General features: G+C 67.3%; 10 protein-coding genes. 7 read left to right on the plus strand and 3 right to left on the minus strand.

Translation table 11 applies throughout. The features are described from left to right. Window positions 1-2 precede the first annotated feature (2 nt). A complete protein-coding gene (locus ACFQ4G_RS17080) occupies window positions 3-1352 on the minus strand; it encodes a sensor histidine kinase (protein WP_238208787.1) in 1350 nt (449 codons plus the stop codon). A gap of 219 nt (window positions 1353-1571) precedes the next feature. Here ACFQ4G_RS17080 and ACFQ4G_RS17085 point away from each other — a divergent pair, with 219 nt between their 5' ends. Beyond that, the gene (locus ACFQ4G_RS17085) at window positions 1572-2504 is read left to right on the plus strand and encodes an MBL fold metallo-hydrolase (RefSeq protein WP_238208786.1); all 933 of its coding nucleotides are present in this window, start codon (window positions 1572-1574) and stop codon (window positions 2502-2504) included. Between the two features lie 28 nt (window positions 2505-2532). Here ACFQ4G_RS17085 and ACFQ4G_RS17090 read toward each other — a convergent pair whose 3' ends face one another. Beyond that, entirely contained in the window at window positions 2533-3795 is a 1263-nt protein-coding gene (locus tag ACFQ4G_RS17090; RefSeq protein ID WP_238208785.1) for a GGDEF domain-containing protein, read from the minus strand. 417 nt (window positions 3796-4212) lie between these two features. On the opposite strand from ACFQ4G_RS17090, the gene ACFQ4G_RS17095 reads away from it, so the two are divergent. Together ACFQ4G_RS17095 and ACFQ4G_RS17100 are read left to right on the plus strand one after the other, a co-directional pair. Then, window positions 4213-4803 carry a nitroreductase family protein gene (locus ACFQ4G_RS17095; protein ID WP_379040680.1) on the plus strand — a complete coding sequence of 197 codons (591 nt, stop codon included), beginning with the start codon at window positions 4213-4215 and terminating at the stop codon, window positions 4801-4803. A 10-nt stretch (window positions 4804-4813) separates the two neighbouring features. Beyond that, window positions 4814-6436, plus strand: coding sequence for an AMP-binding protein (locus ACFQ4G_RS17100; RefSeq protein WP_238208784.1), 1623 nt, complete (start codon window positions 4814-4816; stop codon window positions 6434-6436). On the opposite strand, the gene ACFQ4G_RS17105 is transcribed toward ACFQ4G_RS17100, so the two are convergent. After that, window positions 6417-7091 carry a hypothetical protein gene (locus ACFQ4G_RS17105; RefSeq protein WP_238208783.1) on the minus strand — a complete coding sequence of 225 codons (675 nt, stop codon included), beginning with the start codon at window positions 7089-7091 and terminating at the stop codon, window positions 6417-6419. The genes ACFQ4G_RS17100 and ACFQ4G_RS17105 overlap by 20 nt on opposite strands. A 152-nt stretch (window positions 7092-7243) precedes the next feature. Here ACFQ4G_RS17105 and ahcY point away from each other — a divergent pair, with 152 nt between their 5' ends. The 4 genes from ahcY (at window position 7244) to ACFQ4G_RS17125 (ending at window position 14322) form a co-directional block, all read left to right on the plus strand. Then, complete coding sequence (gene ahcY, locus ACFQ4G_RS17110) at window positions 7244-8659, plus strand: adenosylhomocysteinase (RefSeq protein WP_238208782.1); 1416 nt, start codon at window positions 7244-7246, stop codon at window positions 8657-8659. A gap of 344 nt (window positions 8660-9003) precedes the next feature. Beyond that, the gene (locus tag ACFQ4G_RS17115) at window positions 9004-11583 is read left to right on the plus strand and encodes a sensor histidine kinase (protein WP_238208781.1); all 2580 of its coding nucleotides are present in this window, start codon (window positions 9004-9006) and stop codon (window positions 11581-11583) included. Window positions 11584-11860: 277 nt separating this feature from the next. After that, window positions 11861-13447 (plus strand): tRNA (adenosine(37)-N6)-threonylcarbamoyltransferase complex ATPase subunit type 1 TsaE, encoded by a 1587-nt coding sequence (tsaE, locus tag ACFQ4G_RS17120; RefSeq protein ID WP_379040684.1) that lies wholly within the window; start codon window positions 11861-11863, stop codon window positions 13445-13447. 131 nt (window positions 13448-13578) lie between these two features. Beyond that, on the plus strand, window positions 13579-14322 hold the full coding sequence (locus tag ACFQ4G_RS17125; protein ID WP_238208779.1) for a nucleotidyltransferase family protein: 744 nt from the start codon (window positions 13579-13581) through the stop codon (window positions 14320-14322). Window positions 14323-14340: the final 18 nt, after the last annotated feature.

Below are 14340 nucleotides of genomic sequence, written 5' to 3' on the forward strand. Positions count from 1 at the left end.
GCTCAGGCTCCCGTGGGAACGACGGCGCAGGCGCGGATTCCGCCGATCGAAGGGCCGATCGACAGGGTCCCTCCCAGCGCCGCGATACGCTCGCGGATGAACAGGAGGCCGCGCCCCGTCCGGGTATCGATGGTGGAAGGATCTCCGCCGCCATCGTCGTCCACGATGAGGGTCACCGGACGATGCCGGGTTTCCTCCCGTGAGACCCGCAGGACGACGCGGCTCGGTCGGCCGTGCCGGACGGCATTGGTGAGCAATTCCTGGGCGACGCGGTAGAGCCCGAGGGCGGCGTGTGCGGGCATTCCCGCAAAGTCTCCTGCCACGTCGATGCGGAACCGAGCCGCATGTCGGCGATGCAGGTTCCAGTCCGCCACCAGGCTCCGCAGGCTGCCTTCGAAACCGGCCTCGTCGAGGTCGGGCGGCTGCAGACGTGCGAGCGCGATCTTCAACGTCGCCATCATCCTGTCGGTGATCCTGCCGATTGCCCGCGCATCCCCGGCGAGGTCCGGACGGTCCTCGCCGGCCCCCATCTCGATCGCCTCCGCCAGCGATGCCGCAGCGGTCAGGCATTGCCCGAACTCGTCGTGCAGGTCCCGCGCGAGGTTCCGTCGCTCGTCCTCCTGAGCCTGGAACAGCCTGAGGGTCAGGGTGGCGGCCTCGTTCCGGCTTTCCCGCAGCCGGATGGTCATGGCATCGAAGGCGCTGGCGATCCTGTCGAACTCGCGAATGCCGAACCGCGCCAATCTGCCCACCTCGTCTCCCCGTTCGAGCCCTTGGAGAGCGGCGACGATGGCGCCGACCGGCAGGAGGAGGGGGCGCGCCGCCAGCGCCGTGAGGAGCGCCATCGCCAGCGCCATGACTGTCGCTATCCCGAGGGTGAGCCGCACCTGCCGCCAGGCTCGGGTCGAGGCGGCGACACGCTCGGCGAACGCGCCGACGGTCCCGATAGCGCGCCCGCGATAATCGATGCTGCGCAGGGTCGGCGCCGACGGGTCGAAGGTCAGGTCGGACAGAGCCTGGAACCAGGCCGGGGCCGGATCGCCAACGCCATCCCAGCCGTTGCACAGGCGCTGAGGCGCTTCGGCCTGGATCGTGATCTCGACGCAGATGCCCGACACGATGGTCAGGACCGTCGGCACCGCCTGCCAGTCCGGAGCGGGTAGTCTCTGCCCCCCATCCGCGCTCCCCAGTCCCGGCTGACGGGCCAACTGCGCCGCGACCCGCGTGGCTGAGGTCGCTGCCTCTTCGCTCAGGCCGCTCTGAGTCTCGCGAACGATCAGGACCGCCGACGCGGTGAGACAGAGGGCCGACACCATCAGGAACCGCAGAAGGAGACGGGACAGCAGGCTCATGGCGTGGACCTCATGACCCGGCACATCCCGACCGCGAGAACGGGCGTCGCGGCGCCTCGCAGCATCTGGCATCGAGAGCGGGTGTCGGGGCAAGCCGTGACGGAGCCGATCGGGAAGAATTCCCGTCCTCCATCGGGACGGCTTCCCTCGCGATGGGCGCGGATCGGCACGATGCTGCAGTCAGGATCGGTCACGGCACCGATCGCAGGATCCATCCTCATGCTTTCCTCGATTCCGCTGCCCTCCCTCGATCGGCGCACGCTCCTCGGCGCTGCGGCGCTGTTGCCACTGGTCTGGCGGGGAACCGCTGCGGCGAACTCATCCACGACGGTCTATCGAGTGGGGACGTTCGAGATCGACCCTCTCGGCGATGGTCTTTTTCCGCTCCAGCCGAGCATGATCCCGGCTGCTGCCAGCGAGGCTGGGCGAGACTTGCTGATCGCCGCCGGATTGCCGCCTGACGGCCCTTCCTCGGAGCCGGTCAACGCGTTCCTGATCCGTCGCGGAACGCGGCTATGCTTGGTGGATGCCGGATGCGGTACCGTGTTCGGGCCCGATCTCGGGAGGATGCCCGCTTCTCTCGCCGCGCGCGGCATCGATCCATCCCGCATTGATACCGTCTGGCTCACTCATCTCCACGCCGATCATGCCGGTGGGCTGCTCCTGCCGGACGGCACTGCCCGATTTCCCAATGCCGAGATCGTGGTTCAGGAAGCCGAGGCCGCGTATTGGAGCGATCCGGCCTCGCTCGCTCGGGCGCCGGCGGATATGGGCGTGTTCTTCCAGACCGCCCTGGCGGTCCTCGCCGCCTATGCCGGCCGTGTGCGGCGCATCGCTAGCGATGCGCCCTTGATGCCGGGTGTCACCTCTGTCCCCTTGCCCGGCCATACGCCGGGCCATGCCGGTCTGCTCTTCGAAGATGGTGGCGAACGCCTGCTGATCTGGGGCGACGTCATCCATTCCCGCATCCTGCAGATGCCGCATCCGGATTGGGGTGTGATCTGGGACCTCGACAGGGCCCAGGCGGAGGCGACGCGTCGGCTCTTGCTCGACAGAGCGGTCGTCGAAGGACTCGTCGTCGCCGGAATGCACCTCTTCGGTCGCGGCAGGATCGAGCGGCGTGGGGACGGCTACGCCTTCATCGCCGTATAGCCTCGAGCTTCGGCCGTAAGCGGCTCGGTCAACTCGCCCGCGCTATCGGCCGCTTTTCGGCGACGCTCCAATGGGTGATCGTCGCCCGGTCGAGGAAGCCCGACTCACCGCTGCCGATCCTGTCGCTGCGACAGGTTCGATTTCGACCGTCGCCTTTCGCCTCGTAGAGCGCCATGTCGGCTGCCTCGACCAGGCCCGCCGCCGTGGTCGCCGTGCTGAAGCTCGTCGCCACGCCGATGCTGACGCTGACGAAGTCGATGCCGTCACCCCGGTTTCCATGGAACAGACCTCTTTCCATGACGCTGCGGCGAAACCGCTCCGCCATCGCGTAGGCCTCGTCGGGATCCCTCGCATGGGTGAGGACAGCGAATTCCTCGCCGCCGTAACGGCACACGAACGCACCAGACCCCGCGCCCGTCTTCGCCAGGATGCCGGACACCTCGCGCAGACAGGTGTCTCCCGCCCCGTGGCCGTAATGATCGTTGAACGGTTTGAAGTGATCGACGTCGATCAGCATCACGGCGAAATGCCGGCCGGACAGGCCGGCCTCCCAGAACTCCTCGAGTTCGCGCGAGAAGGCCCGCCGATTGGCGATGCCGGTGAGCGGATCGGTGGTGGAAAGGTGGGCCAGGGTGGTGTTGTCCGCCGCCAGCCGCTGGGCGCGCAGGGTCTCACGCAGGTTGACGAGGTAGTCCCGACGGTTGGCCGATTCGATCCTGTAAGTGGCGACGAGGCTGAAGAGAATGCCCGTCACCATGTCGAGGCCGAGGACGCCGCCCACCGAGGCCGCGATCTCGGGCTTGACGTAGAGCCCCGCCATGACCGCCACGGCCGTGATGCCCGACACCAGGCAGGCCCAGAAGAACCGAAGCGGCAGCGTGATGTTGGCGAAGAGCACACTGAGCCAGATCGTCGCCGTGGTCAGGGAGATGAGCGGGCCCGATCCCAGCCAGAAGATCAGGATGGGGATGCCGGTGGCGGCGAGCATGCCGATCCCACCGATCGCCTCGCGGACCGGTCCGCCGACACGCCCCACCGCCCAGATGATGAGCAGGGCAATCGGGGTCATCCCGAAGATGCGCAGTCCGACGTTGAGCAATGCCAGATCCGGCGTCGTGACGAAGCCCGTCAGATTGTAGATATGGAAGACCACCATGCCGAGGATGATCGTGCGGCGGATGTCGCGAATGCGCTTGACGCGCGTATCGGCCTCGAACCGATCCTCGAGTTCCGCTTCGAAAGCGAGCTTGTAACTCCTCGAACGCAGCTGGCGATCGATGACCCCGAGCATGCGCATGTCTCTCCCGGCGTCCGAAAACTCGGGCACCAGAGGCATGGCCGCTCTCAGTCGATATGGTGATCTTTCCGTCACTCGATCCGCCCGTCGGCCAGCGTCATCCGCGCCGAGCTCATCTTCGCACCAACTCTCAACAACGTCGCTACCAACCTTGGAAACGTCGTTCAGTCGCGTCGTTGCTTTGAGAAAAGTGCGCAATTGCATTATGACATCGATCAATGCTTCGGTACCTTGAAGACGACCGGTAAAATTTTATCGATCTTTCTCGTCGTCCTCTCGTGAGAGCGGCGGCCCGATGAATTCGGTCGCGCAAGACGCATTTGCGCTTTGTGGCCAACCTCGTGCATCTCCCTTTCGGTGCCCTGCGGCTCGTCTCGCGTCGCGCAGGTTCGTCATGCTTCGGAGATTGCCTTGCCGCCTCGCCAGCCCGACCACGACATCGACCCGCTCTTCCTCGAGCGTCGCTCGCCGCGCGCCTTCACCGGAGAAGCGGTGCCGGAGGCCGAATTGCTGCGGATGTTCGAGGCGGCCCGCTGGGCGCCGTCGGCCTACAATTCGCAGCCCTGGCGCTTCCTCTACGCCCTGCGCGATACGCCCGACTGGCAGACATTCTTCGACCTCATCGTGCCCGGCAACCAGAAATGGGTGAAGGATACCGGCGCCATCGTCATCCTGATCTCCAACACACAGATGAAGGCGGGCGATGAACTGAAGCCGTCCTGGAGCCATTCCCTCGATGCCGGCGCGGCCTCGGCCAACTTTCAGCTCCAAGCGATTCGCCAGGGCTGGCACGCCCATGGGATGACCGGCTTCGACAGGGAGCGTACGATCACCGCGCTCAACGTGCCGGACACCTATCGGGTCGAGGCCGCCTATGGCGTCGGCCGCATGATCGACACGGCCGAACTCTCGGAAGAGCAGAAGGCGAAGGAGAGCCCGACCGGGCGCCGTCCGATCACGGATTTCGTGTTCGCCGGCGGCTTCAAGCCCCGCGAGGCGTGAGGTCCTCGCCGTGCTGAATCCGGCTTCCGATTACGACGCCCTCGTCTCGGGGTTCACCTGGGACATCCCCGATCGCTTCAATATCGGCGTCGATGTGTGCGACCGCTGGGCGGGGATCGAGCCGGATCGCACGGCGATCCACGAGGTCTCGTCCTCGGGCGTGGTGACGACCACCACGTTCGGGGATTTGAAGGACGCATCCGACCGCCTCGCCACGGCCTTCGCCTCGCTCGGCATCGAGCCGGGCGACCGCGTCGGCGTGCTGCTGCCGCAATCGGCGGCGGTCGTGATCGCCCATTCCGCCGCCTACAAGCTCGGCGCCATCGCCCTGCCGCTGGCCGGACTGTTCGGGCCGGAAGCCCTGGAATACCGCCTGTCGGATTCTGCGGCCTGTGCCCTCGTCACCGATGCAGCCGGACTGGCGAAGGTCGAGGGCCTGCGCGACGCCCTGCCGGCTTTGGCCCACGTGATCTGCCTCGACGGGGCCATCGGCGGGGCGCTCGCCTATGCCGATCTCGTCGCATCGGCCTCGCCGGGGTTCAGGGCGATCGACAGCCGGGCCGATGACCCGGCCTTGATGATCTATACCTCCGGCACGACCGGCCTCGCCAAGGGTGCTCTCCACGCCCATCGCGTGCTCCTCGGCCACCTGCCGGGCTTTGCCATGATGCATGACTTTCCCCCGAAATCCGGCGACCGGATGTGGACGCCGTCCGACTGGGCCTGGGCCGGGGGGCTCCTCAACGCGGTGCTGCCGAGCCTTCACCACGGCGTGCCCGTGGTGGCGCGGGCCGTCGCTCGGTTCGAGCCGGAGGCGGCTCTAACGCTCATCGCCGATCTCGGCATCACGACGACGTTCCTGCCGCCCACCGCCCTCAGGATGCTGCGCGGCGTGCCCGACCCGCGCGGGCGCTTCGACCTCTCGCGGCTGCGCAACATCGCCTCCGCCGGTGAGGCCCTCGGCCCCGAGACCTTCGAGTGGGCGCAGCGGACCCTCGGTCTCACCATCGGTGAGGCGTATGGCCAGACCGAATGCAACCTCGTTCTCGCCGCCTGCAAGGCTGCGGGTATCGCCCGCGCCGGCTCCACCGGGCGACCGGTGCCCGGCCATCGGGTGATGATCCGGCGACCCGATGGCGGCGAAACGGCGGTGGACGAGCCCGGCGAGATCTGCGTCGCGCGGCCGGACCCCGTGATGTTCCTGCGCTACTGGAACCAGCCCGAAGCGACGGAGGCGAAGTTCGACGGCGACTGGATGCTCACCGGGGACACCGCCAGGCGCGACGCCGAGGGCTACGTCCATTTCGTCGGCCGCGAGGACGATCTCATCACCTCCTCCGCCTATCGGATCGGCCCGGTCGAGATCGAGGATTGTCTCCTGCGCCATCCGGCGGTGGCCTTGGCGGCGGCGGTGGGCAAGCCCGATCCGCTGAGGACCGAGATCGTGAAGGCCTTCCTGGTGCTGCGGGAGGGCTTCATGCCGAGCGATGCACTGGCGGCGGAAATTCAGGCTTTCGTGCGGACCCGGCTTTCGGCCCATGAATATCCCCGCGAGATCGCGTTTCGCGAGAGCCTGCCGATGACGACCACGGGCAAGATCATCCGGCGCGAGCTCAGGGACGAGACGAAGTGATCCGGTCTCTTTCTTCCTGACACCGGCGCACCCATCGCCAGAACGGATCGTCGCTCTGCGCGGCGAAACTATCCGGCGGAGCCGGGACGATCTGCGAGACCTTTGCAGGGATCGTCACACCGTAGGTCGTCGTCAGCCACTCGCGGAACGGCGGATTGTCGACTTCCATGTCGTAGTCCGGCTCGTCCGCCGGCTCCTCATCGGGTTGAGCAAGGCCGGTGCCGAGCTCGTTGTGGCCGATGCCGAGAAGCCGCAGGAAATCGAGCGGCGTCTCGCCCAACACGCAAAGGCCGTCGCCCTCGGAGCCGAGATGGACGATGTGCTGTTCGCCCTCGTTGTCGAGCCAGAAGGCGGCATAGGAGCCGTCCGCCCCCGTTCTGGCGAAGGGAACGAGGCGAGCGGCATGGTCGGGAGTTCCGAACCAGCCCTCCGCGAAGGACCGGGCCTCCTCTTCGGTCTCGATACGGAACAGGACGACCGCTCCGCGATAGGGTGGCTCCAGGGGCTGGAGCGTTCCGAACCGGTCGCCCGGCACGCGTCGGCTCTCATGCAGCAGCCCGCGATCTTCAACCCAGTCGAACAGGGCCGCGATCTCCGGCGGCAGCACGAACTCCTGTGGCAAGCGCGCGCGCATCTCCTCGGCGAACTGTCCCATCGTTCCTTCCCTTCCGTCTTACGATCCGGCGGGCGCCGACCAAGCCGTGTCTGGAACACGTATAAAGACATCTTTATGTCTTGATTGCTTCGGCTTCCGTCGCCTGCTATAGCCCTGCGCCATAACGAAGCGAGACACGGAGCAGCATCACCATGGCCCAGAATTCAACGGCGCAGGATTACATCGTCAAGGACATCGGCCTGGCCGAGTACGGCCGCAAGGAGATCTCCATCGCCGAGACCGAGATGCCGGGCCTGATGGCCACGCGCGAAGAGTACGGTCCGTCGCAGCCCCTGAAGGATGCGAAGATCGCCGGCTCGCTGCACATGACGATCCAGACCGCCGTGCTGATCGAGACCCTGAAGGCGCTCGGCGCCGATATCCGCTGGGTCTCCTGCAACATCTACTCGACCCAGGACCATGCCGCCGCCGCCATCGCCGCCGCCGGCATTCCCGTCTTCGCCATCAAGGGCGAGACCCTGGAGGAGTACTGGGATTACACCTCGAAGCTGTTCGACTGGCATGACGGTGGCATGCCGAACATGATCCTCGACGATGGCGGCGACGCCACCATGTTCGTGCACCTGGGCCTGCGCGCCGAGAACGGCGACACCGCCTTCCTCGACAAGCCGGAGTCGGAGGAGGAGGAGATCTTCTTCGCGCTCCTGAAGAAGAAGCTTGCCGAGAAGCCGAAGGGCTGGTTCGCGGGTCTCGCCGACTCGATCAAGGGCGTCTCGGAAGAGACCACCACCGGTGTTCACCGCCTCTACAACCTCGCCAAGGAGGGCAAGCTGCTCTTCCCGGCGATCAACGTGAACGACGCCGTCACCAAGTCGAAGTTCGACAACCTCTACGGCTGCCGCGAGTCGCTCGTTGACGGCATCCGTCGCGGAACCGACGTGATGATGGCCGGCAAGGTCGCCATGGTCGCGGGCTTCGGCGACGTCGGCAAGGGCTCGGCCTCGTCGCTGCGCCATGCCGGCTGCCGCGTGCTCGTCTCCGAGGTCGATCCGATCTGCGCCCTGCAGGCCGCCATGGAGGGTTACGAGGTCGTGACGATGGAAGATGCTGCGCCGCGCGCCGACATCTTCGTCACTGCGACGGGCAACAAGGACATCATCACCCTGGATCACATGCGGGCCATGAAGGACCGCGCCATCGTGTGCAACATCGGCCACTTCGACAACGAGATCCAGGTCGCCGGCCTGAAGAACATGCAGTGGTCTAACATCAAGCCGCAGGTGGACGAGATCACCTTCCCCGACGGCCACCGCATCATCCTCCTGTCGGAGGGGCGCCTGGTGAACCTCGGCAACGCCACCGGCCACCCGTCTTTCGTGATGTCGGCCTCGTTCACCAACCAGACGCTGGCCCAGATCGAGCTCTGGACCAACCCGGGCAAGTACGAACGCCAAGTCTACACCCTGCCCAAGGCCCTCGACGAGAAGGTCGCCATGCTCCACCTCGAGAAGATCGGCGTGAAGCTCTCGAAGCTCCGTCCCGATCAGGCTGCCTATATCGGCGTCTCCGAGAACGGTCCCTTCAAGCCCGATCACTATCGCTACTGAGAGCCGAAGCCGGGCGGTCGCCACCTCTCCCGGCCCATGCACGTGATCAGAAAGCCCGGCTCCGCGCCGGGCTTTCTTCGTTCCGACGAAGCTTTCCGGCTGGAACTCTCCGGAAGCGCGGCGCTGCGGGCCGGTGGCGCAAGTGTGTCTTTTCTGCGCCGATGCCCGGGCAACCGATCGTCGGGAAGGTGAAGTTAAGCTTAACCCTCTTCCGGCAGGATTCCGGCTCGCGCTAGTGTGGGCTGATTCCTCATGTGGAGGTAACCCCGCATCTGCCCCTGGAGGTAGAGCGCGGGATGGGCGCAGTTGCGCCTCAGCGACGATTCGTGGGGGCGGTACGGGTCATGAGGGTCGATGAAACGGCACGCCTCGGCAGGCGTGTCGGCGTTCCCGTCGTTTCTGTCGCGGTCGGTCTCGCGGCAAGCCTGACGATGGCGGGCGATGTCATGGCGGCTCCCGCGGAAGGGGCGAACGCGCTTCTCCCGACCGCCGTGACGCTCGGCTCCGGCTATGCCGGAGACCAGTCTTCATGGGCGATCGGCCTGCCACCGCACATGCACAACGCCACCGGCCTCGCGATCCTCATCGGCCTCACGGTCTTCGCCACCATCCTGTCGCTGCTGCATCTGCGCGAGCGCGGGCGGTGGACGCGCCGCGAGCGCGATCTCATCGCGGACCTTCAGACCCTGCGCGGTTCCGAGGACCGGGCCGAGATGCTGCTCAATTCCGAGCGGCAGGTCATCGTCACCTGGCCGGGGCGCGGCGAGCCGGTGATCGAGGGCGACCTGGCCCTCGCCTTCGACGCCAACCGCACGAAGCCCGGCTCGGCCGGTCTCATTCTCGCTTTCGGTACCTGGCTGTTGCCGGCGGATGCGGGCGCCATCGAAGCGGCTTTGGACGCCCTGCGTGACCGCGGCGCCGGATTTCGCATGACGGTGCGGGCGCAATCCGGACGGATCGTCGATGCCCATGGCCAGGCACTGGCCGGCCGAGCCCTTCTTCGCCTGCGCGAAACCACCGAGGAACATCGCGAACTCGCCGAACTGCGCCTGACCCTCGACGACGCAAAGCGCGGGCTGTCGGCCCTGTCGAGCCTCCTCGACGCCATTCCTCAGCCGGTCTGGCGGCGTAACCGCGACGGCAGCCTCGCCTGGGTCAACACCGCCTACGTCGCCGCCGTCGAAGCCGGCAGCCGGGAGACCGCCGTCGCCGACGGGATCGAGCTCCTCGATCGTCAGGCACGCGATCTCATCGCCCGCGGTGACGGCGATCGGACCGCGTCCGGCGGTCGGGCGGCGAAGCGCCTTTCGGCAGTGGTGGCCGGCGGCCGGCGCATTCTCGACGTCACCGAGACCGCGATCGATTCCGGCCGCGTCGGCATCGCCGTGGACGTCTCCGAACTGGAGAGCGTCCGCGCCGACCTGCAGCGCCAGATGGACGCCAATGTCCGCACCCTCGACCAGCTTCCTACCGCAGTCGCGATGTTCGACGCGCGCCAGCGGCTGATCTTCCACAACGCCGCCTACCGCCAATTGTGGAGCCTCGATCAGGCCTTCCTCGATTCCGGCCCCCTGGACGGCGAGATACTCGACCATCTGCGCGCCGCCCGGAAACTTCCCGAACAGGCCGACTTCAAGGCCTGGAAGGCCGACGTGCTCGCTGCCTACCGGGCCGTCGAAGCCAGCGAGACCTGGTGGCATCCGCCGGACGGACGCTCGCTGCGCGTCGTCGCCGACCCCAACCCGCAGGGCGGGCTGACCTATCTGTTCGACGACGTCTCCGAGAACGTGAAGCTCGAGTCACGCTACAACGCGCTGATGCGGGTTCAGGCCGAAACCCTCGACACGTTGAAGGAGCCGGTGGCGGTGTTCGGCGCCGACGGCCGCCTGACCTTCGCCAACCGCGCCTTCGCGACCCTCTGGCGGCTCGAGGACGCGACCCTCAGCGAGCGCCCCCGCGTCGACACGGTGATCGAGGCCTGCCGCAGGCTGTCACCCGACGAGGAGCCCTGGCTCGATATTCGCGGCGCCATCACCGGCCTGGAAAGCCGCGCCGGCCTCACCTGCCGCCTGGAGGTCGTCGACGGGACCGTGCTGGATTGCGCGGCCCAGCCGCTGCCCGAGGGGGCGACGCTGCTCACTCTCATCGACGTCACCGCCAGCGTGAACGTAGAGCGGGCGCTGACCGACAAGAACGACGCCCTGGAGCGCGCCTCGCAGCTCCGCGACACCTTCGTCCACCACGTCTCCTACGAGCTGCGCTCGCCGCTCACCAACATCATCGGCTTCACCCAGCTCCTCGGCGACGAGACTGTGGGAGCGCTCAACGAGCGCCAGCGCGAGTATTCCGATCACATCATGCGGTCCTCGGGGGCGCTGCTGGTGATGATCAACGACATTCTCGATCTCGCCTCGATCGATGCCGGCTCTCTCGAACTCGCCCGCGAGGTCATCGACGTGCGGGCCACGGTGGAGGCGGCCGCCCGCGGCCTGGAGGATCGACTGGCGGAATCCGCCATCGGGCTCGACCTCGACATGCCCGCCGATATCGGCAGCGTCGTCGCCGACGGAAAGCGGGTGCGCCAGATCCTGTTCAACCTGCTTTCGAACGCCGTCGGCTTCTCCTCCCCCGGCCAGACGGTTCGCGTCACGGCCCGGCGCACGGATGCGGAACTCACCCTCACCGTGCGCGACGAGGGACGCGGGATGCCGGAGGACGTCGCTGCGCGCGTCTTCGACCGGTTCGAGAGCCACACGCTCGGCACCCGTCACCGCGGCGTCGGCCTCGGCCTCTCGATCGTGCGCTCCTTCGTCGAACTCCATGGTGGCCGGGTCGAACTCGTGTCGAAGCCCGGCGGCGGCACCTGCGTCACTTGCACCTTTCCAGCGAACAACCCGGAGCCGAAGCGCGCGGCCGCGGAATAAGGCGGCCCGCGACCTCCGGCATGGGGCGCGGGAGCGACGGGGGCGACCTTCCGACGCCGAAGGCCGTTCGATGGCCTCTCGCCGACTCTCCGAAGATCCGGATTCTTACGGGATCTGTCCCGGTAAGATCGCGTCGTTGGCCGAGAAACTCGGCATCGCTTAGGTGGAATGGCCATTTCGGTTAAGGATGACGGCATTAGATGAGTGAGCCCTCACGGGCTCGGCCAGCGCATGGCCCGACTTCGTGCGGGCATGGCGGTCTTTTCGGACGGAGGGTGTGGCGGTGAGTGAGGACGGTGCGGGCGAAACCCAGCGCGAGAGCAGACCCGCCTGGGCCTTCGTCCTTCCCGACGAGAGTGCCACCGAGGATCTCGGACGTTTTCTCGCCGAGTTCCTGCTGCCGGGCGACATCGTCGCCCTGTCCGGCGGCCTCGGCGGCGGGAAGACGACCCTCGCCCGCGCATTGATCCGCGAACTCACGGGCGAGCCGGACCTCGAAGTCCCGAGCCCGACCTTCACCCTGATCCAGCCCTACGAAGCGAAGAACGGGCGGCAGATCGTCCATGCCGATCTCTACCGCCTGCGCAGCGCGGACGAACTGGTGGAGCTCGGTTTCGACGAGATGACCGAGACCGCGATCACCCTGGTGGAATGGCCCGAACGCCTCGGGCCGCGCGACGGACCGATCCTGTCCGTCGACCTGTCGCTCAAGCCGGAATTCGGCGAGGGCTCCCGTTTCGCGCGGATCGACGGCCAGGGCGACATGCGGGCTCGCATGCAGCGGGCCCGCGCGCTGCGGGCCCTGCTCGATCGCAGCGGTTGGGACGAGGCGACGCGCATCCTCATGCAGGGAGACGCGTCCTCGCGGGCCTACGAGCGCCTGGTGAAGCCGGACGGAACCAGAGCGGTGCTGATGATCTCGCCTGCCCGGGCCGACGGGCCGCCGGTGCGCAACGGCAAGCCCTACTCTGCCATCGTCAAGCTGGCCGAGAGCGTCCACGCCTTCGTCGGCGTCGATCGCGGCCTTCGCGCCCTCGGCTTCTCTGCACCCCGCATCTATGGCGAGGACCTCGATGAGGGGCTGCTCATCATCGAGGACCTCGGCTCGGAGCCGGTAGTCGACGCGAACGGCCCACGGCCCGAGCGCTATGCCGAAGCCGTTCGGCTCCTCGCCAGGCTCCACGCCACCGAACTCCCCGGCGTGCTCCCGGTGGCCGACGGGATCGACCACGTCCTGCCGCCCTACGACCTCGAAGCCCAGCTGTTCGAGACCGAATTGCTGCCGGACTGGTACTGTCCCTCGGTACGCGGCACCTCGCTTCCGGCGCCTGCCCGCGCCGAATTCGTGGCGCTCTGGGCCGACGTTCTGCGCGGCGTCGAACCGGAACGCCCGACCTGGACCCTTCGCGATTATCACTCGCCGAACCTGATCTGGTTGCCCGATCGCGAGGGGCTGGAGCGCATCGGCGTCATCGATTTCCAGGATGCGGTGCTCGGCCATCCCGCCTACGACGTCGCGTCGCTCCTGCAGGACGCGCGCGTGGATGCCACGGCCGATTTCGAATTGCGGCTTCTCGGCCTCTACGTGCGCGAGCGCCGGAATCGAGAGCCTGATTTCGACATGCAGGGCTTCGCGCGGGCCTATGCGGTGATGGCGGCGCAGCGCGCCACCAAGATCCTCGGCATCTTCGCCCGCCTCGACAAGCGGGACGGCAAGCCGGCCTATCTGGCGCATCTCCCGCGGATCGAAGGCTACCTCGCGCGCAACCTCGCCCATCCGGCGCTCACCCGAATCCGGCTATGGCACGAGGAGCATCTTCCGCATCTCGTGACCAAGGCGGCCTCGGACGAAACCGAGGCGTAGGCGCCGCCGGTGACGGATCATCCCAGGGTTGGGATGGAACGGACGTGCTTTCGGGCTTGACCCGAGGGGCGAGTTCCCCACGATGCCGCCGCACCCGATGCTCCAGCCCTCGTGCCCGAGACGCCGACGGAATGTCCGACACCCCCGTACCCGCCATCGACCAGGCCTTCGTCCTCGCCGCGGGCCTCGGCAAACGCATGCGGCCGATCACGGCGACCGTGCCAAAGCCGCTGGTAGAGGTGGCCGGCCGCGCCCTTCTCGACCATGCCCTCGACAGGGCGGCGGAGGCCGGCATCGCGCGGGCGGTCGTCAACGTCCACTACCTCGCCGACCTGCTCGAAGGCCATCTCGGCCGCCGCAGGACCGCACCCACGATCCGCATCTCGGACGAGCGCGACGCCCTCCTCGAGACCGGTGGTGGCGTGAAGAAGGCCCTGCCGCTCCTCGGTCCGGACCCGTTCGTCGTGCTCAACTCGGATTCGTTCTGGCTCGAAGGACCGCGGCCCAATCTCGGTCGTCTGATCGAGACCTGGGAGCCCGAGCGGATGGACATCCTGCTTCTCGTCGCTCCTGCCGCCACGAGCCTCGGCTACGAAGGCAAGGGCGATTTCGTCATGAATGCCGGGGGCGCCCTCCAGAGACGGGGCGAGCGCGAGGTCGCGCCGTTCATCTATGCCGGCGTCGCCATCCTCAAGCCGGAACTCTTCGCCGACACGCCGGACGGTTCGTTCTCGCTGAACCTGCTGTTCGACCGCGCCATTGAGCGTGAGCGCCTGTTCGGCCTGCGCCTCGACGGGCAATGGCTCCATGTCGGTACGCCGGAAGCGATCGAGGCGGCCGAGGCGCGGGTGAAGGCCAGCGCACAGGTGCAGTGACACGCGAAGATCGACATG

It is taken from the genome of Methylobacterium marchantiae (assembly GCF_042679825.1).
In the GTDB taxonomy this organism is placed as follows: domain Bacteria; phylum Pseudomonadota; class Alphaproteobacteria; order Rhizobiales; family Beijerinckiaceae; genus Methylobacterium; species Methylobacterium marchantiae.

Coding starts and splice junctions, on each gene's coding strand:
- ahcY (WP_238208782.1), top strand. CDS start 7,244: ATGGCCCAGAATTCAACGGCGCAGGATTACATCGTCAAGGACATCGGC.
- ACFQ4G_RS17085 (WP_238208786.1), top strand. CDS start 1,572: ATGCTTTCCTCGATTCCGCTGCCCTCCCTCGATCGGCGCACGCTCCTC.
- ACFQ4G_RS17105 (WP_238208783.1), bottom strand. CDS start 7,091: ATGGGACAGTTCGCCGAGGAGATGCGCGCGCGCTTGCCACAGGAGTTC.
- ACFQ4G_RS17090 (WP_238208785.1), bottom strand. CDS start 3,795: ATGCTCGGGGTCATCGATCGCCAGCTGCGTTCGAGGAGTTACAAGCTC.
- ACFQ4G_RS17115 (WP_238208781.1), top strand. CDS start 9,004: ATGAGGGTCGATGAAACGGCACGCCTCGGCAGGCGTGTCGGCGTTCCC.
- ACFQ4G_RS17080 (WP_238208787.1), bottom strand. CDS start 1,352: ATGAGCCTGCTGTCCCGTCTCCTTCTGCGGTTCCTGATGGTGTCGGCC.
- ACFQ4G_RS17125 (WP_238208779.1), top strand. CDS start 13,579: ATGTCCGACACCCCCGTACCCGCCATCGACCAGGCCTTCGTCCTCGCC.